Here is an 18,765-nt window from a genome sequence, read left to right as displayed (position 1 = left end):
ATATTGCGAATTCATCGGCATTCCATGACTGGTTCCCTGCTGTCCTTTGGACTGGTGGGGAACCTGGCATGGACCCGTAGCGCTGGGAGTGTATCTCTTGGCGCGGGAAGGAACCATGATGAAACGTGGTTTGCGATATGACTTCTCGCTGCTGGCCCTCCTGCTCATACCAGTAGGCGTTTCGGTCAACGTGGTGGGTTATCAGCTGTCCTCGATTCTGAAATTCCCTATCTTCATCGATCAGATAGGTACTCTCTTTGTGTCAATGCTCGGCGGGCCCTGGGTGGGCTTGGTGACGGGACTCATGGGCAATGTAATCAACGGCATGCTCAATCCTGTGGCCTTCCCCTATGCTTTGGTTGCCATGACTACAGGGTTTGTGGCCGGACTGCTCTCCCGCTGGCGGTGGTATACGAACATCATTGGCGCAGTGGCCGCCTGCTTCGTGATCAGCATTGCGGCGGCCGTGGTCAAGGCGCCGGTCACCATAGCTGTTTTTGGCGGAGTTACTGGCGCCGGTAGCGATCTGCTGACGGCAGCCTTGCTGGTGACGGGGACTAGCCTGATCAAGTCGGTTTTTTCGACCAGCATCTTCACCGCAGTGGCCTCTACAGCCATCGATGTTTCGGTCAGTTGGGTGATTCTGCGCAAATTGCCGGACAGGTTCCTGATCAAGTTCAATTACGGATCCCCTTATGTCAGGAAGGTCGCCACGGCATCATGACTGGTTTCATAGATCGACTGTATCCCTCCTCCAAGGCAGCCATGGTGCTGCTTGCCATCATTGTCGGCATCTTCACTCCTGGGTACATTCTGCAATATGCCATGTTCCCAGTCTTTCTGCTGCTGGCAATCATGGCCGGTAACGGCATGAGGTTCTTCAAGGCCTTTCTCTCGTCCGTCGGTACGGTCGTCCTGGTGATCTTCCTGGTGCAGGTCTTCATTGTCCGCTATCCAGACAGCGCGCATATCTGGGCGTTCATTGCTTTGTCTCCTACCGGTCTGGACAAGAGCCTGGGAATCACTTCCAGAATCGTATCCAGCGCTTCGGCCATCATGTGGTACTTCCAGGTGACCACGCCCAAGGACATGGTCTACGCCATGGAACAAGCGCATTTGCCCAAGAAGGTTACCTTTGTGATCATGTCGACCATTGGCATGGTTCCTCAGGTGATCAATCGTTCCAGGACCATTATGGATGCGCAGAAATCCCGCGGCATCGAGACCGAGGGCAACGCCTGGGCACGGGTGAAGTCCTTCGTGCCCATGTTGGGACCATTGATTTTCTCCCTAATTCAGCAGACCGAGGAACACGCTCTGGCATTGCAGTCACGGGCCTTTCTGGCGCCTGTTCCCAAGACCTCCCTTTATCGCCTCGACAAGCACACGATCGATCGGGGGATTCAGGTGATCTGCCTGCTGCTGTTGATTCTGTTCATCGTCTGGAGGGTCTGGAAATGAGTGTCATCAGTCTGGAACATGTGGGATACCGTTATCCTCTGGGCTATGAGGATGCCGTGCATGATGTCTCCTTCCAGGTGGAGCAGGGGCAGGTCTGCGCGCTTCTGGGTGCCAATGGGTCGGGGAAGACCACTATCTGCAATCTGATCCGCGGCTTCATACCGCGCTTTTACCGGGGAGAGCCGACGGGTCAGGTTCAGCTGGCCGGAAGGCCTGTGGAGCAATACGATGACGCGGAACTGACTGAAACCGTCGGCTACTCCTTTCAGAACCCTTTTACGCAGATGTCCGGTGTCAAAGACAATGTGCGGGAGGAGATCGCCTATGCGCTGGAGAACCTCGGCATAGAGAGGGAGGCGATGGTCGCGCGCGTGGATGCCATGATTGATCTGCTTCACCTGGACGACATCGCCGATGCCAATCCTCTGGAGCTTTCCGGAGGGCAACGGCAGCGAGTGGCCATTGCCGCGGTGCTGGTGACGGACCCACCCATTGTCGTTTTGGATGAACCGACCTCTCAGCTGGATCCGCAGAGCACAGAGGATGTATTCAACATCATCGCTCTGCTCAAGCGCCAGGGCAAGACCGTCATCCTGGTTGAGCACAAGATCGATCTGGTGGCCCGTTACAGTGACCTGGTCATCCTCATGGAAGATGGCGGGGTGGCCATGAGTGGGCCGGCGCGTCGTGTGCTCACCGATCCGCAGGTCTTGGATCACGGCGGTCAGTTGCCCGAGGTCACCCGCTTCTTCCTGGAACGCAACCAGAAGCTGGGGTTGAATGATCCCGTGCCGCTCTCGGTTGAGGATGCCATAAAATGTTACGGACGGAAAGGGGCCTGAAGATGGCCTATCTTGAGTTGGACAGGGTCGGATATACCTATCCAAACGGATATCAGGCTCTGCGGGAGGTCAGCCTGTCCTGCGAACTTGGGGAAGCTGTTGCCATCATCGGTCGCAACGGGGCCGGAAAGACCACCATGGTCAAGCTCATGAACGGACTGCTCAAGCCCACTCATGGTCGCGTCATGGTGGACGGGACCGCAACCGATCAAGAGGATGCCGCCCATGTGGCAGCCAAGGTCGGCTATGTCTTTCAGAATCCGGATGATCAGATCTTCCAGGACAGCATCCGTCGGGAAATAGCCTATGGGCTGGTGAAAAAGCGTGTTGCCCGGGACCGTATCGGGGGGCGGGTCGCCTGGGCCGCTGAAGTCTGCGGTTTAGATGACAGCTTGGATTCTCATCCCTATGACCTTCCCTTTTCGCAGCGCAAGTTCGTCACCATAGCCTCGGCTTTGGTCATGGACCCTCAGGTGCTGATTCTGGACGAGCCTACCGCTGGTCAGGACAGGGCCGCTACGGACCTGCTGGCAGGGATAATCCAGCAGGTGACGGCAATGGGCAAGACGGTCATCACCATCAGTCATGACATGGAGTTCGTCACTCGTCATTTCCAGCGGGGCATTGTCATGGCCGACAGACAGATCCTCATGGATGGGCCCATCGCTCGGATCTTCAGGGATGATGATCTGCTTGAACAGGCTCATCTGGCCCGTCCCTATCTGGCACAGTTGGCCCAGGCCTGGGGCTTCCACGATGTGCTCACCTCTGAGGATTTCATGGCGGCCCTGCCCCAGACATCATTACTGACAAATCAGTGACACTGCCCCCCCCCCCACTGGATAAGGTTCCAGCGTTTTATGAAGTCTATGTGCCTGGTTGAGTGGAGGGGGCTCTGCTCGTTTCCCCTAGAGGTAGTGCACTCCATGCGATTCTCAATGCGTCATGATCAGTGGTAGTTGGCATAGAATATTTATGCCGGTTGAAGTGCAGTCGTGTTGATGGTGACACGCGGTTGGGGCTGGCGCTATATCGGATTTCAATGAATCACCTGAATCAATGGAGATCATGAGCGCTTCTCGGCCTAGTGCCATCACCTGTTTCTATTGAATGATGCCCATGTCTTGGCCCCTGTATGACCGGTTGGGGAAAGGGGTGCCACGGCGGCATTGAGAGAGGGGTGAAGGGTCGAATGGAATATTCGCTTATGACCAAGCTGGCCGCAGAATGTGTCGGCACCGCCATATTGATGATCTTCGGCAACGGCGCAGTTGCCGACGTGGATCTGGAGGGCACCAAGGGCCACCATTCAGGCTGGCTGACTATCGCCATGGGATATGGCTTCGGAGTCATGTTTCCCGTGCTCATGTTCGGCGGGGTGTCAGGAGCTCACATCAACCCGGCCATGACTCTGGGGCAAGCCGTCATCGGCATCTTCCCCTGGAGCCTGGTTCTTCCTTATATTCTGGCGCAGCTGGTCGGAGCGGCACTGGGCCAGCTGGTCGTCTATGCCTGCTACTTCCCGCACTACCGCATGACCAAAGACCCTTTGCCGATTTTGGGTACCTTCTGCACCACTGATGCCTCGGGTTCGCTGGTCAACTACTTCATCAATGAGTTCTTTGGCACGCTGGTGCTGGTCTTGGGAGCCCTCTGCTGCCTGCAGGGCCCATGGGGGTCTAAGGGGTTGGCTGCTGCCTCCATCGTTGTTGGCTTGATCGTCTGGGGGCTGGTCACCTCTCTGGGTGGTCCCACCGGTCCTGGCTTGAATCCTGCGCGTGACCTGGTGCCGCGCTTCCTGCACTGGATTCTGCCCGTGCCCAACAAGGGGGACTCACGCTGGGGCGAGGCTTGGATTCCAGTGGTGGCACCCGTCATTGGTGCCATTGTCGGAGCCGTGATGTTCAAGGTCCTCTTCGCCGCCTGATCAACAGGTAGCTTCAAGGTCCCGGGCTTCTTCTCGGAGGCCCGGGATTCGGCAGTTGAACACGCAAGTGTAGACATCATATTGTCATGTTGTTATAATGTTTGCGAAATTCGATGTTGAAGATTCCGGAGGGAGGCATTCTCCCACGATCATTCGCTACGAAGCGGATGGGCTTCATCGTATGCGAGGAGGCAAATTGCTGGACGAGTATTTCCCGGAAGGCACTGTCATGTACAGGGACGGCGTGGCCGATTGGGTGGAAGCAGTGGATGTGGTTACTGCTCCGCTGGTTGACCTGGGAAGGATCAAGCCCTCTTATGTCGAGGCCATCAAGGCTTCGATACGCAAACCAGGTGGCACCTATATTGATCTGGGACAAGGCATCGCCATGGCCCACGCCAGGCCAGAGGCAGGCGTGGTGACCACATCCCTATCGGTGCTGAAGGTTGGCAGGCCCTTTCTGCTGGCCGATTCACAGGACCACCCAATCAGCACGTTCTTCTGTCTGGCCGCGCAGGACTCGAACAGCCATTTAAGCCTGATGCAATCGCTGGCGACCTTCCTGAGTGACGGCAAGAATCAGGAACGGCTGGGCAAGGCCGCGAACGTTGAGGAATTGAGGACGATCCTCAAGGAAGAAAGGTAATCAATATGAAGATTCTGACGGTTTGCAGCACTGGACTGGGGTCGAGCTTCATCACCCAGCTCAACATTGACAAGGCCTTGAAAGAGCTTGGTGTGACCGGTGTCGAGACCGACCATAGCGATTTGGGCTCTGTCAACAAGGGCGATGCCGATGTTATTTTTGTCGGGCGTGACATCGCTGATGCTGCCAAGGATCTGGGCGACGTGGTTGTTCTGAACAGCCTGATTGATATGAATGAGATCAAAGAAAAGCTGGCCGAGGCCCTGAAGCGTCACGGTGTGGATGTTCCCCAAGGAGGGCAGGCGGCATGAACGGTGCGTTAAAAGTACTTTTGGACATCTTCCGACAGCCTGCCGTCATCGTCGCGCTGATCTCCCTGATCGGTCTGGCCCTGCAGCGCAAGTCTGCTACGGACGTCATGAAGGGGACTGTCAGGACATTCGTAGGCTTTCTGGTTCTGACCGCAGGCGCAGGCGTGGTAACCAACGCACTGACTCCCTTTGGGGATATGTTCCAGCATGCCTTCCATGTTCAGGGCGTCGTCCCCAACAATGAGGCCATCGTTGGCACGGTCCTGGTCAAATACGGCTCTATCGCTGCTCTGATCTTCTTCTTCGGGATGATTGTCAACATCCTGCTTTCGGCTACTTCATATTTCAAATATGTGTATTTGTCGGGCCACGTAGCCTTCTATATGGCCACGATGATAACCGTCATTTTCGTCACAGCCGGATTCCCCACCTGGCAGACTTTGCTCTGGGGATCCATCGCCCAAGGGCTGGTCGTGACTCTTTCCCCTGCAATTGTGCAGCCCTTCATGAAAAAAGTCACTGGCACCGATGATGTGGCCCTGGGGCACACCGGCGGCTCAGGCATCGCCCTGGGTGGTCTGGTAGCAACGCTCACCCGCAGCAAGAAGCATCCATCCAAATCGACTGAGGAGATCAACTTCCCCAAGAATCTGGGCTTCCTGCGCGATACCACGGTCATCGTGGCCCTGTCTATGGCCGTGATCTATGTGATTGTGGCACTCTTCGCAGGCTCTGCTTATATTGAGAGCAAGCTCAGCGGTGGACAGAACTTCATCGTCTATGTGATCATTCAGGCAGCTACTTTCTCAGCCGGCGTCTATATCATCCTGGCGGGTGTTCGTGTGGTCTTGGGTGAGATCGTTCCTGCCTTCAAGGGCATCAGCGAGCACCTGGTCAAGAACGCCAAGCCTGCCCTGGACGTTCCCGTCACCTTCACCTTTGCTCCCAATGCCGTTCTGATTGGGTTCCTGTCCAGCTTCGTCGGTGGCATCGTAGGCATGGCCATCCTGGCTTTGGCCGGTACGACCGTCATCATCCCCGGCGTCGTGTCTCACTTCATGACCGGCGGCGCCACAGGTGTGATCGGTAACGGCGCGGGCGGGCGACGTGGAGCCGTTCTCGGTTCCTTTGTCAACGGACTGGCCATCACCTTCCTGCCTTACCTGCTCTTGCCGGTGCTAGGCTCCTTGGGCAAGGGGGCCGCCACGTATTCCGGTCCTGATTTCGGCGTTGCAGGTCTTTTCCTGGGGTATCTCGATAAGGCAGGCGGACAGATTGCCATGATTGTGGGAATCATTGTCGTGCTGGTCCTGGTCTATGTGGTTTCCTACTTCATGAACAAGCGCAAGAAGGCCATTTCGGCCGCTGCTGATGTGGCTGACAAGGCCAAGGCAGCTGCCTAAGGACGAAACCTGATCCTGTCTGAAGTAGACAGAGAAGAGATGAGCATGAAGGGCCATGGTGCTCGATGGGCTTTCCGCAATCGAAACCATGGCCCCTTTGCCACAGCCGGATTTTTCATCTTGGTCTGCAGCAGTGCGTAAACGCGAAGCTTGTACTATATCGTGGAAGATGACAATCCTTGGTTGGCGCGTATGGCGGGATTGCAATTCATGAATGCAATGAAGTCGGGTGGGGGGTCGGTTCTGCAATGGTAGATGGAATTCCCAAGTATGTGTCCGTGCGAGACCACTTGCGCGGAAGCATCAAACGTATGAAGGAGGGTGCGCAGCTGCCTACTGAGTCTGAACTCTGCGCACGGTACAAGGTCAGTCGCATCACAGTTCGCCATGCCATAGAAGATCTGATTCGAGAGGGGCTGATCGTTCGTAGCCAGGGCAAGGGAACCTTCAAGCTGAAGTCGCCCGCTTCCTCCCGCGAGGTGATCAACGGCCGCATCAGGGGATTCTGGCGCCAGCAGCATGACCTGGGCAGAACGGTCAAGACCCGAGTGCTGGGCAACAGGATTGTCAAGAAAGCTGATATTGCATCAAAGCTGGGTCTGGAGGCTGAAGCGGACCTGATCGAGCTGGAGCGACTGCGCTATGTCAATGGCGACCTGCAGCAATATGTCTGCACCTACCTGCCGAATGCCCAGTTTCCGGAGATACTTGAGCATGATTTCTCCGATGGATCCCTCTATGACTTCATCGAAGGTCGATACGATGTCAGACTCGCCAGAAATGAGGTTGTAGTTCGCATCGAGAATGTCGATTCACGGATCGCCGGGTACTTTCATGTGGACAAGGGTCGACCTGTGCTGGCTATGGACTCCACCGTCTTCGACGGATTCGGCTCGGTGGTGGCATTCGGTGTGGCGCTCCAACCGCCTGCATATTCCGAAATAGAGTTCGTCATCAACGGCGTGCCGGACTCCAGGTAATCTCCAGGTAATGTTGTCTGCTCCGGGAGGCCGGCAACGGCATCCGGCAATGACCATGCATGTTTGTCGGCCCTTGGATGACCTTTCATGTCGCTGCTCGAAAATTTCGGTCCGGTTCCTGTCTGTGTGTCGTGTTTGTCGCGCTTGAATGGTTCGTCCTGCCATGGATATGATTGACCATATATGCCCGATTCCTCGCAATGAGTGTATCGGAGATGGGAAGGCAGGTGCGACCATGGGGCGTCTTCAAGGCAGGAAAGAGCGCGAGCCGTTTGTGCTCGAGCATGCCAGTATCGCGACCGGAGATGAGCAAGGCACGGTCCAGAAGGATATGTCTGTTCTGGTGTCCGCGGACGGCCGGATAGAGCAGGTCTGCCCGACCCCGCTGGCCTACGTGCCTTCCGGATATCACCGGATCAACGCTACGGGCAAGTTTGTGGCGCCTGGACTCATCAATGCCCATACCCATCTTTTTGCCGACGGCAAGCCCCTGTCTGGCGGTACGGACCTGTCGCCGCGCGTGGTCGACGCTGCTTTGAAAGTGGTGCACAGCCCTGCCGGCAAAGTCCTTATGGATGCCAGGATCAAAGGCAACGTTTCCACTCTGCTGAATTCTGGAGTGACGACCATCCGTACCCTGGGTGATGTGGGTTATGAGGCGGTTCGTCTGCGTGACAAGATTGATGCCGACGAGCTGACCGGCCCGCGCATGTTGGCTGCCGGTCCGCTCCTGGCGATTCCAGGAGGGCACGGTGATCCCTTCATCGCCCTGTCCTGCTCCTCTCCCGAAGAAGCCAGGCGTCGGACCCGGGAGAACCTGGATCATGGCGTCAATGCCATCAAGGTGGCTGCGACCGGTGGCGTCACCGATGCCACCAAGCTTGGCGAGGCCGGCAGCCCGCAGATGACCGAGGAGGAAATGGCCGCCGTATGCGATGAAGCCCATGAGTTTGGCGTGCTCGTCGCAGCACACGCTCAAAGCCCCGAGGGGGTCAAGGCCGCTCTCAAGGCAGGCGTGGATACCATAGAACACGGCAGTGCTCTGGATGACGAGATGATTGGGCTCTTCCTTGACAATCCGCGCTCGCTTCGTGGTTTCTCGGCCCTGGACCCCACACTGTCCGCCGGACTGCCGCTGGTCAAGATCAGCCAGCAGGAGCTGGGAATCAGCGACATAGTACGCGGCAACTCCGAACTGGTCGTTGACGGCATGGTCAAGAGCGCCAAGCAGGCTCACGAGAACGGCATTGCCGTCGGCGTCGGAACCGACACCGGCATGACCTTCGTGCCTCAGTACAGCACTTGGCGGGAACTCGACTATCTTGTGCGGTACGCTGACTTCACTCCGGCGCAGGCCTTCCACGCCGCTACCCAGGTCAATGCCCGAAACCTGGGCTTCGACAATGTCACTGGCTCGGTCGATACGGGCAAGGATGCGGATCTGATCGTCCTTGACGAGGACCCTGCCAAGAATGTGCGGACACTGGCTGATCCCAAGCTGGTCATCGTTCGTGGCAAGCCGGTCTGGCGTCCTAAGGTCAAGCACTTCGAGGAAATCGATCGCTTGCTCGACAGCTTCTGAGCATTTGCCTTGTGCGACCATTCAGGAGCAAGTAGTAGTTTGGCTGCCTGATGGTTTCCCGATGACCGGATGGTATGCAAGCATGTCGGTATGCACAAGGGAGAACCGAGAGTGGATCAGGGCGACCAAGCCAAGGTCGTAGGAAGGTTGGCACCTTCGCCGACTGGGCGAATGCACCTTGGCAATATCTATGCATGTCTGGCGGCCTGGCTGGGTGTCAGGTCGCAAGGATCTGGCGGGGTTCTGCGGCTTCGCATCGAAGACATAGATGCGCCGCGGGTGGTCAAGGACGCTGATCGTTGGATCATGGATGACCTGGCCTGGCTGGGATTGGACTGGGACGGCGAGGTGGTCTACCAGTCCCAGCGCGCCGATGCCTACAGCCAGGCATTGAAATTACTTGAATCACAGCAATTAATTGGCGGGCAGCCCCTGGTCTACCCCTGCCTCTGCTCCCGTGCCGACATCCGTGCGGCATCGGCGCCGAATGAGGGCGACGGATTCATCGTCTATCCGGGCACCTGCCGAGGACTTTCCCATCAGACAGTCAGTGAAAGGCTGGCTCGGGGGCAGCGGCACAGCCTGCGAATCGCAGTCCCTGATCAACCCGATGAGTCAGGTGCCGCCTGTCGCTTCAGGGATCTGATCTTTGGCCTGCAGTCCTTCAACTTGCCCAGGCAGGTCGGCGATGTGGTCGTCAGACGTTCGGACGGCTTGGTTTCCTATCAGTTGGCGGTGACGGTGGATGACCTGGCCATGGGCGTCAATCAGATCGTTCGAGGACGGGACCTCCTAAGGTCCACGGCCATTCAGATGTGGATCCGGAATCACCTTCAGCCGCAGGCACCTCGTGTTCAGTATGCGCATCTGCCGCTGATCGATGGCGTGGACGGCAGGAGAATGTCCAAACGCTTCGGATCGCCGGACCTGGGGTTGCTTAGGAGAGACGGATGGACGGCCAAGCAGGTGCTGGGGATCTGCGGCTGGCTCCTGGGAATCTTGGACTGTCCCAGACCTGCAAGTGCGCGGGAGCTGCTGGATGGTTTCACGTGGAACACGCTGGCCGCTGACCGCAAGGATCGGCAGCTTGACCTGAGCAAGCTGAACGTTTCTGACGTAAGGCCGGATCTGTGAGCTCTTCGATTTTGAATTTCCTTGCTTTCCTTGCTCGTTTCTGGCATCAGCTTTCTCCCGGGCTTGTGAGCTTGCCGGTATGAGCCACTGGCTACCATGGCCTCAGTCAAGGCTTCCGGATTTTTAAGGAGGTAGCGGGTCATGGTCGCCTATATGGACCACAAGGATCTGGGCAATCGGCAGATCAGCCAGGAGCGAGCGGGTCAGATCGCGGATGGGGTCAAGCGCGTGGCTGACAGGATCGCCAAAGCGGAGGACTCCGCCGGCCGAAAAGAAGGCTCGGTGACTCTGCTGGCGGCCACCAAGACCCGCGATGTGGGCGAGATCATGGCAGCCATTGATGCCGGGGTGCGTCGGATCGGCGAGAACCGTCCCCAGGAGGTCACCGCCAAGGCCCAGGGTTTGCTGGAGCTCTGTCGGGACAGGGGACTGGCTCTTGGCACCGATGCGGCAGACAATGATTCACCCAGCGTGGGCTTCCATCTGATCGGGCAGCTCCAATCCAACAAGATCAATAAGATCCTGCCATATGTCGACACGGTCGAGTCGGTCGACGGGCCCTCGCTGGCTCGAAAGCTGGCCACGCGGGCACTGGCGGCGGGCAGAACTGTGGGCATCCTCTTGGAGGTCAACGAGTCCGGCGAGCAGGCCAAGTCGGGCTGCGCTCCCGACCAGGCCCTGGATCTGGCCTATGAGCTGGCCAGTATGGAGGGGATTAGGCTCAAGGGTCTGATGACCGTCGGCGCCCATGTGGATGATGAGGCCGTCGTCAGGAGCGGATTCGCCCATCTCCGCGGCCTGCGAGACCGCATCAGGGATTCGGGGGAGCCGGGCACGGACACCTGCACCATGCTGTCCATGGGCATGACCGGAGACATGGAGTGTGCGGTGGCCGAGGGGTCGACCGAGGTCCGTGTAGGCACAGCCATCTTCGGCCCTCGGGCTTTTATCTGACCAACTGCTGTCTGTTTCAGGACCCGAACCTGTCAAGAGGCCCGGCCTGGGGCTAGACTGTGCCCTATGAGAATCGCGCGTTTTTCCTACAAGGACACCCCACGATACGCCTTCGTCCAAACTGACAAGCAGGACGGCAAGGACTACCTGGTCGAGCTGAGCGGCTACCCCCTGACCGGCCAGCAGGTCGAACCCACCGGCCAGCGTTACCCATTGGACGACGAGGATGTGCGGCTGCTGGCTCCGGTCATCCCCTCCAAGATTTACGGGGCAGCCAAGAACTACCGCGCCCACGCCGCCTACATGGCCGAGCATGGCCAGTCCTCGAACCCGGAACCACCGGAAAAGCTCATGCTCTTCATGAAGCCCTCCACCTCGGTCATTGGCCCTGACGACCCCATCGTCAAGCCCTCCTACAGCAAGGACATGAATTACGAGCCCGAGGTGGCCGTCGTCATGGGCAGGATGGCACGGAAAGTGAGCGTCAATGAGGCCATGGACTATGTGCTGGGCTACACATGCGTCAACGATGTGACCCTGCGCGACCTGCAGAAGAATGATCCTATGTGGACCCGCTGCAAGGGCTTTGACACCGCCTGCCCCCTTGGGCCTTGGATCGAGACCGACCTGGACTATCGGGATGCGAAGATCTCCTTCAAGCTCAACGGGGAAGAGGTGCCCGAGGCCAGCGGCACCACCGCGAACCTGATCCACTCCATTCCTGAGCAGATCGCCTTCATCTCCAGCTTCGCCACCCTGCTGCCCGGCGATGTCATCATGACCGGTACCCCTAACGCCACAGGTTCGTTGAAAAACCGGGACGAGGCCACGGTCCAGGTGGAGGGGATCGGCTACCTGCGCAATGTGGTCATCGACGAGTAGCGAATAAGAGGAGCAACAAGCAAGTCAAAAACTTGAGTCGAATGGGCTCAAGTTTGGGAATAGGTGTCCTCCTTCTGCTGTTGTAGAAGACAGATGAACCCGTGACGGGGTCTGGTCGAGTGTTTCGGCAGCCCCCGCCGAAGAATGTTGGAGGATGCTCTATGAACGAAAACTTCACCACCATGGCCCAGCAGGCCATAGGCGATGCTATCCAGTCGGCCTCGGCGGCTGGCAACCCCCAGGTGGATGTGCTCCATCTGTTGGACTCTCTGCTGCGTCAGCAGTCCGGAGTGGTGCCTGGACTGATCCAGGCCGCTGGTGGTGACAGCCAACGAGTCGGAGCAGAGGTCCGTCAGGCCCTGGTGGCTCTGCCGTCCGCCAGCGGGTCCACGGCCTCGCAGCCCGATGCCAGCCGTCAGCTCAGCATGGCCCTGGCCCAGGCGGAGAAGGAAATGCAGGCCATGGGGGACGAGTATGTCTCTACCGAGCATCTGCTCATTGCCATCGCTCAGGGTCCCTCGCAGGCCGCCGATATTCTGAACCGGAATGGTCTGCAGGCCGATACCCTGCGCAAGGCCGTGCCCCAGGTGCGCGGCGGCGCCAAGGTGACCAGCCCGGATGCCGAGGGCACCTACAAGGCCCTGGAGAAGTACTCCACCGATCTGACTGCCCAGGCCAAGGAGGGCAAGCTGGACCCGGTCATCGGCAGGGACCAGGAGATTCGTCGTGTCATGCAGATCCTGTCCCGGCGGACCAAGAACAACCCGGTCCTTATCGGCGAGCCCGGTGTGGGCAAGACCGCTGTGGTCGAGGGTCTGGCCGAGCGCATCGTGGCCGGCGACGTACCCACCACCCTGCAGGGCAAGAGGCTGATCTCCCTGGATCTGAGCTCCATGGTGGCTGGCAGCAAGTACCGCGGCGAATTTGAGGAGCGCCTCAAGGCCGTCCTCAATGAGATCAAGAGCGCCAACGGTCAGGTCATCACCTTCATCGACGAGATCCACACCATCGTCGGAGCTGGTGCGGCCGAAGGATCCATGGACGCAGGCAACATGCTCAAGCCCATGCTGGCCAGGGGTGAACTGCGCCTGATCGGCGCCACCACCCTGGACGAGTACCGTGAGAACATCGAGAAGGACCCGGCTCTGGAGCGCCGCTTCCAGCAGGTCTTCGTGGGCGAGCCCTCCGTGGAGGACACCGTGGCCATCCTGCGTGGCCTCAAGCAGCGTTACGAGGCCCACCACAAGGTGACCATCGGGGATGATGCCCTGGTCGCGGCAGCTACGCTGTCCAACCGGTACATCTCTGGTCGTCAGCTGCCCGATAAGGCCATCGATCTGGTTGACGAGGCCGCTGCCCACCTGAGGATGGAGCTGGACTCCCAGCCTGAGGAGATCGACGAGCTTCAACGCCGCGTCACCCGTCTGGAGATGGAGGAGATGCAGCTGAAGAAGGCCGATGATCCTGCCTCCAAGGACCGGCTGAGCAAGCTGCAGGCCGAGCTGGCGGACTCCCGTGAGAAGCTGGGGGGTCTCAAGGCCCGTTGGGAGAATGAGAAGGCTGGCCATAACAAGGTCGGCGACCTGCGCGCCCAGCTGGATGCCAAGAGGGTCGAGGCCGACAAGGCCACCCGTGAGGGCGACCTGGAGAAGGCCTCCCGCATCCTCTATGGAGAGATCCCCGGCATTCGCAAGCAGCTGGCCCAGGCGGAGAACGCGGCCGAGCAGGCCAAGAACGCCGCCAATGATGCTGGTCCCGATGGGGCTGACATCGCCGGGGGCCCAGCCCAGGAGCCCATGGTTCCCGACCACGTTGATGCGGATTCCGTGGCTGAGATCGTCTCTGACTGGACCGGGATTCCCGTAGGACGGCTCATGGAGGGCGAGAACGAGAAGCTCCTGCATATGGAGGACTACCTGGGCAAGCGGGTGGTCGGCCAGCAGGAGGCCATCCATGCAGTATCCGACGCGGTCCGGCGCTCGCGTGCCGGCATCGCCGACCCTGACAGGCCCACCGGATCCTTCATGTTCCTGGGCCCCACCGGCGTGGGCAAAACGGAGCTGGCCAAGGCTCTGGCCGACTTCCTCTTCGACGACGAGAAGGCCATGGTCCGCATCGACATGTCAGAGTACATGGAGAAGGCCTCGGTCTCTCGTCTGATCGGTGCTGCTCCCGGCTACGTAGGCTACGAGGAGGGTGGTCAGCTGACCGAGGCCGTGCGTAGGCGGCCCTACTCGGTGGTCCTCTTCGACGAGGTGGAGAAGGCCAACCCCGAGGTCTTCGACCTGCTCCTGCAGGTTCTGGACGACGGCAGGCTGACCGATGGCCAAGGTAGGACGGTGGACTTCAAGAACACCATCCTGATCATGACCTCAAACCTGGGCTCGCAGTTCCTGGTCCGGGACGACCTGGACGAGGAGGGCAAGCGCAAGGCCGTCATGGATGCCGTACACGCCAACTTCAAGCCCGAGTTCATCAACCGGCTGGACGACCTGGTCATCTTCCACCCGCTGACCCGCGACGAGCTGGGTTCCATCGTAGACATTCAGGTCAAGCAGGTGGCCCAGCGGCTGACTGATCGGCGCATCACCCTGGATGTCACCGACTCCGCCCGGGAGTGGCTGGCCAACATGGGCTATGACCCGGCCTTCGGCGCTCGTCCCCTGCGTCGGCTGGTGCAAACCGAGGTTGGCGATCAGCTGGCCAGGATGCTGCTGGCCGGCAAGGTCCACGACGGCGACACGGTTCTGGTGGATCAGACCGGTGGCGACCACCTGGAGCTGACTGCCTGGCCCACCGAGAATCTGGTCGATGACTCGGTCACGGTCGACGATGTGACAACTGATGGCGATGCCGATGCTGATGCCGGCGATGGCGGACGTGATGGTGGCCGTGGCCGTCATGCCGCTCGTGGCGACGATCAGGATCAGGCCCAGTCTCACTGAGATCAATTAGGGTCGGCACACGGGGATAATTCCGGGTGCCGACCCTTTCTGTATTACAGACTGTGCCCTTATGGATTCAGTGCAGAGCGGCCGCCGGATCCTTGCCCTCTTGCATGGACTCCCACTGGCTGTCGACGATGACCTGGGGGCGTCGTGCCGCGACTGTCGGAAGTTGGTCCGTGTCGATCAGGGCGAGGTGTAGCCAGCGACGGCGCAGGTGCCGCAGCCGGTGTAGACGACGAATGTTGAGCATGGCCAGAATGGTGGACAGGGCCCCTGCTGCTGCCGCGATCATGGGGTTGAGCATCCAGCCAAGGAAAGGCTGGCAAATTCCGGTGGCAACGACCAGGGCGATGATGTTGTAGACAGTGGACCAGATCAGGTTCTGCCTGATGACCTGGGTCGTGGCCCGGCTCAGTTCTATGGCCCTGCCGGTTCCGTCCAGGTCGTCCTGGTGCAGGATTAGATCCGGTTGCATCGGGTCTGTACCCTCCGCATCTGCTTGAAATTGGGGACCCAGAGCGATGCTTACTCGGGCCTTGTCTGTCAGCTCATGATCAGCGGTTGTCGCAGCTGCCAAAGCCACTAGGCTTGTTCGGCCCCGTTCCAGGGTGGAGGTGGCGTTTTGACCAGTCCGATCCGCCGGAACCCCCCTGCTGGTCCGGGTCAGGTCGTGGTTGAGCCTATCCATGCACTCGCGTTTGCGCTCGGGGGTCAGCTGGGTGATCAACATATCCACGCCTGCCTGACGGGCTGCACGCTCGATCCTGTCGTCCGGCTGGCGGCTCCCGTCCAGGATCAGGCTACTTACCCGCAGGGCGCGTAGATGGGTGGCGGTTCGGGTCAGGGATTCCGTATGCACTCCTTGGCCCTCCGAGTCATCGGGATCCAGCAGAGAGGAGTCGTCCAGGATCAGGGTCCGCACCCGGCCCAGACGGTTCATGGCTCGTGGCGAGGTGAAGAGCAGGCCGTGGGCCAGGCCCGTCTCCAGGCTGGTTCGGAAGGCCATGGGGATGGTCATGGCCGCGACGGCAGGGCAGGCGATGGTCAGTACGCAGACGGCATTGCCTACAGCGTGGGCCAGGTGGGGCTGCGGACCCAGCATGAGCCAGAGCATGAAGGCCCAGACAGCCAGGATCATGATCATGGCGATGGCTGTGTGGACGATCCGATCCATCCTGCGCATGTCGGGGGATCGCTCGACCAGGGCCTGGGGAATGATCTTTGCGAGCCTGGCTGCGTAGGTGTTGTCGCCGACGGCATCAACGCGGATGGACAGGCGACCTTCCAGAATCTTGCTGGAGGCCAGAATCCGGTCGCCGGGGCCGCATGACCGGGGTCTGTCGCCACCTGTCAGCTCGCTGTCGTCCACCAGGGCCGATCCGGATTCCACAACTCCGTCAGCAGCAGGCCGTTCACCTGTTCGGACCAGAAGCAGATCGCCAGGGCGAATGCGGTCACGTGCAAGGATCTGAGCGGGGACTGACTGCGGATGCCCGGGATCGGCCACCAGGCCTGAATCTGGGCGGATCTCCGTCAGGTGGTTCAAGGAGGCCACCAGGGAGGCTTCCATTCTGGTGCCGATGACCCGAGCCAGCAAGAGGAGGGTGATGACCACGCCGACCAGATCGAAGTAGGGGGATCGGGAGCCCTCCGGCAACTGGGATCCGGCCAGGCAGGTGACCAGGCTGTACAGGTAGGCCAGGCTTGTGGCCAGCATGGCCAGGAGGTCGGAGCTGCAGCGGTGCTCGGTCATGGCCTTCCAGCCGTCCATGAGTATTCCCCGGCCGCAGTAAAACATGACTGGGGTTATCAGAATAGCCTGCACCCAGGGGCTGGTCAGCCAAGAGGGTATCAAATCGGGGCCGAAACGATCGAACAGATCCAGAACCAGGACGGGCGCGGTGAGCAGGGCGCTGACGATGGTCGGCCTGAGCAGACGGTGGCTGCGCGAGTCCAGATCGGCCCCCCACCGGCCCCAATCCTCGGGATCGTGCCAGGGACGGTTGGCAGGAGAGCCTGCGCCTGCATTCTGGTCACGGACATGAGCCGACGGCATGAGGAAGTACCAGATGATCAGCCAGGTGACCGCACAGGCCACGACCAGATCGGCTATCGCCAGGAAGATATCGATACCCACGGATCTCCTTCGGTCTTGCTCCAACCCCTTGATATTCTCTATTCTGCCCGTCATCGGGGCCTGGCACTGGCTTCAAGGCCGATTCCTTGCGGAAAAAACGAATTTTCGAACTGCCGTCGACAGCCTGCCGGGCCGGGGGCCCCGGGGTCCAGCCTTGGGGGTTTACTAGAACATATGTTCGATTCTACGTCATCAGTGGTCATGGTGGTGCTTCTCCTGCTGATCGGTATGGTCCTGGGAGGGTTGGCCGGGTATGCGCTGGGTCGCACCCAGGGCCGCAGGGCCGTCGGCATGGGGTCTGATAGCCAGGTGGATGAGCTGCGCTCGCAGCTGGATCAGGCCCAGGATCGGCTCCATGGATCCGAGGCGGCGTTGGTGGAGGCGCGGACCAAGGTGGATGGCCTGAACCGAGAGCTTTCCTTCGTCAAATCCCAGCTGGCCCAGGCCCAGCAGGCCGAGCAGATCAGAATCGAGCAGGAGCGCCGCCGTGCCCAGGCGCAGGAGGAGGAGAAACGGCGCAGGCAGGCTCAGAATCTGGAGGAGCAGAGCAAGGTGCTCTCGGCCCTGGCTCCTGTACAGAAGAACCTGGACGCCCTCCAGCACAAGGTGGCCCAGATCGAGGAGGGCCGCAAGCAGGAGATGGGCTCCCTGGGACAGCAGCTGAAGAGTCTGGGCGAGCAGCAGGGGAGGCTGGACAAGGAGACCAGCTCCCTGGCTTCGGCCCTGCGCAACAACAAGGTGCGCGGCGCTTGGGGCGAGGCTCAGCTCAGGAATATCGTCGAGTCTGCAGGGCTCTTGGAGCATGTGGACTTTGACACCCAGGTGGTGGTCACCGCCTCGGATGGACGTGTTCTGCGTCCCGACATGGTGGTCCACCTGCCCGGCGGCAAGACCATTCCCATTGATGCCAAGGCCCCCTATTCCGACTACCAGCGGGCCTGCGGAGATCCCCGACACCGCTTCGGATGACGAGTTGCACCGCCGGGACGAGCTGCTCAAGGCGCATGCCCGGGCCCTGCGCGAGCACGTCAAGGCCTTGGCCGACAAGGAGTACTGGAACGCCTTCGAAACGGCCCCGGACTTCGTGGTGGCCTTCATTCCCAACGATTCCCTTCTGCAGGCCGCCCTGGAGGTGGATCCCACCCTGATGGACGACGCCTTTGCCCAAAAGGTGGCCCTGACCTCGCCGGTGACCCTCTGGGCTGTGCTCAAGTCGGTGGCCTACGCCTGGCAGCAGCAGAACCTGTCCGAGGACGCCCGCACCCTCTTCACGCTCACCCACGAGCTCTATGACCGCTTTGTGGTGCTGGGCGATCGTGCCAATAAATTGGGGCGCTCCATCACTGCCACGGTGACTGCCTACAACAAGTTCGCCTCCTCCTTGGAGTCGCGGGTTCTGGTCACTGCCCGCAAGCTGCAGCAGATGGATCCTGCCAAGGTCATCGATTCGGTCGACATGATCGATTCGGACAAGGGCAACATCAGGGAGCTGACTGCCCCGGAGGTTCTTTCCGACCAAGGGCAGTGAGTGCCGCTTAGGGGCCTCCGGCGCTAGTGT

The 18,765-nt window shown here is 59.8% G+C and carries 15 protein-coding genes and 1 pseudogene; 15 read left to right on the top strand and 1 reads right to left on the bottom strand.

The window, feature by feature from the left end:
- Positions 1 to 118: 118 nt before the first annotated feature.
- The 14 genes from RAM15_RS07645 to clpB all read left to right on the top strand — a co-directional run bounded on the left by RAM15_RS07645 (position 119) and on the right by clpB (position 15,067).
- Positions 119 to 724: a histidine kinase gene (locus RAM15_RS07645; protein WP_029678228.1), complete on the top strand. Its 606-nt coding sequence runs from the start codon at positions 119 to 121 to the stop codon at positions 722 to 724.
- Positions 721 to 1,461 carry an energy-coupling factor transporter transmembrane component T gene (locus RAM15_RS07640; protein ID WP_306221402.1) on the top strand — a complete coding sequence of 247 codons (741 nt, stop codon included), beginning with the start codon at positions 721 to 723 and terminating at the stop codon, positions 1,459 to 1,461. Before RAM15_RS07645 ends, RAM15_RS07640 begins: the two co-directional genes overlap by 4 nt.
- The gene (locus RAM15_RS07635) at positions 1,458 to 2,303 is read left to right on the top strand and encodes an energy-coupling factor ABC transporter ATP-binding protein (RefSeq protein ID WP_306221401.1); all 846 of its coding nucleotides are present in this window, start codon (positions 1,458 to 1,460) and stop codon (positions 2,301 to 2,303) included. Before RAM15_RS07640 ends, RAM15_RS07635 begins: the two co-directional genes overlap by 4 nt.
- Before the next feature lie 2 nt (positions 2,304 to 2,305).
- Complete coding sequence (locus tag RAM15_RS07630; protein ID WP_306221400.1) at positions 2,306 to 3,124, top strand: energy-coupling factor ABC transporter ATP-binding protein; 819 nt, start codon at positions 2,306 to 2,308, stop codon at positions 3,122 to 3,124.
- A gap of 371 nt (positions 3,125 to 3,495) precedes the next feature.
- Positions 3,496 to 4,230 (top strand): MIP/aquaporin family protein, encoded by a 735-nt coding sequence (locus tag RAM15_RS07625; RefSeq protein ID WP_306221399.1) that lies wholly within the window; start codon positions 3,496 to 3,498, stop codon positions 4,228 to 4,230.
- Positions 4,231 to 4,426: 196 nt separating this feature from the next.
- On the top strand, positions 4,427 to 4,876 hold the full coding sequence (locus RAM15_RS07620; RefSeq protein ID WP_306221398.1) for a PTS sugar transporter subunit IIA: 450 nt from the start codon (positions 4,427 to 4,429) through the stop codon (positions 4,874 to 4,876).
- A 5-nt stretch (positions 4,877 to 4,881) separates the two neighbouring features.
- On the top strand, positions 4,882 to 5,187 hold the full coding sequence (locus RAM15_RS07615; RefSeq protein ID WP_121914986.1) for a PTS sugar transporter subunit IIB: 306 nt from the start codon (positions 4,882 to 4,884) through the stop codon (positions 5,185 to 5,187).
- The gene (locus RAM15_RS07610) at positions 5,184 to 6,590 is read left to right on the top strand and encodes a PTS ascorbate transporter subunit IIC (RefSeq protein ID WP_306221396.1); all 1,407 of its coding nucleotides are present in this window, start codon (positions 5,184 to 5,186) and stop codon (positions 6,588 to 6,590) included. Before RAM15_RS07615 ends, RAM15_RS07610 begins: the two co-directional genes overlap by 4 nt.
- Before the next feature lie 248 nt (positions 6,591 to 6,838).
- On the top strand, positions 6,839 to 7,570 hold the full coding sequence (locus RAM15_RS07605; RefSeq protein ID WP_306221394.1) for a GntR family transcriptional regulator: 732 nt from the start codon (positions 6,839 to 6,841) through the stop codon (positions 7,568 to 7,570).
- 235 nt (positions 7,571 to 7,805) lie between these two features.
- On the top strand, positions 7,806 to 9,152 hold the full coding sequence (locus RAM15_RS07600; RefSeq protein ID WP_306221393.1) for a metal-dependent hydrolase family protein: 1,347 nt from the start codon (positions 7,806 to 7,808) through the stop codon (positions 9,150 to 9,152).
- Between the two features lie 90 nt (positions 9,153 to 9,242).
- A complete protein-coding gene (gene gluQRS / locus RAM15_RS07595; protein ID WP_306221392.1) occupies positions 9,243 to 10,286 on the top strand; it encodes a tRNA glutamyl-Q(34) synthetase GluQRS in 1,044 nt (347 codons plus the stop codon).
- Between the two features lie 141 nt (positions 10,287 to 10,427).
- The gene (locus RAM15_RS07590; protein WP_306221391.1) at positions 10,428 to 11,240 is read left to right on the top strand and encodes a YggS family pyridoxal phosphate-dependent enzyme; all 813 of its coding nucleotides are present in this window, start codon (positions 10,428 to 10,430) and stop codon (positions 11,238 to 11,240) included.
- 66 nt (positions 11,241 to 11,306) lie between these two features.
- Entirely contained in the window at positions 11,307 to 12,122 is an 816-nt protein-coding gene (locus tag RAM15_RS07585; protein WP_101432943.1) for a fumarylacetoacetate hydrolase family protein, read from the top strand.
- 161 nt (positions 12,123 to 12,283) lie between these two features.
- Complete coding sequence (gene clpB / locus RAM15_RS07580) at positions 12,284 to 15,067, top strand: ATP-dependent chaperone ClpB (RefSeq protein WP_306221389.1); 2,784 nt, start codon at positions 12,284 to 12,286, stop codon at positions 15,065 to 15,067.
- Positions 15,068 to 15,143: 76 nt separating this feature from the next.
- Here the strand turns inward: clpB and RAM15_RS07575 are convergent, their stop codons facing one another.
- The gene (locus tag RAM15_RS07575; protein WP_306221388.1) at positions 15,144 to 17,207 is read right to left on the bottom strand and encodes a P-type ATPase; all 2,064 of its coding nucleotides are present in this window, start codon (positions 17,205 to 17,207) and stop codon (positions 15,144 to 15,146) included.
- A 174-nt stretch (positions 17,208 to 17,381) separates the two neighbouring features.
- Here RAM15_RS07575 and rmuC point away from each other — a divergent pair.
- Positions 17,382 to 18,735 (top strand): annotated as a pseudogene (gene rmuC / locus RAM15_RS07570) (DNA recombination protein RmuC).
- Positions 18,736 to 18,765 lie beyond the last annotated feature (30 nt).

It is taken from the genome of Bifidobacterium asteroides (genome assembly GCF_030758775.1).
Classification (GTDB): domain Bacteria; phylum Actinomycetota; class Actinomycetes; order Actinomycetales; family Bifidobacteriaceae; genus Bombiscardovia; species Bombiscardovia kimbladii.
Note: the sequence above shows the minus strand (reverse complement) of the source record. Positions and strands in the feature narration are given on the sequence as shown.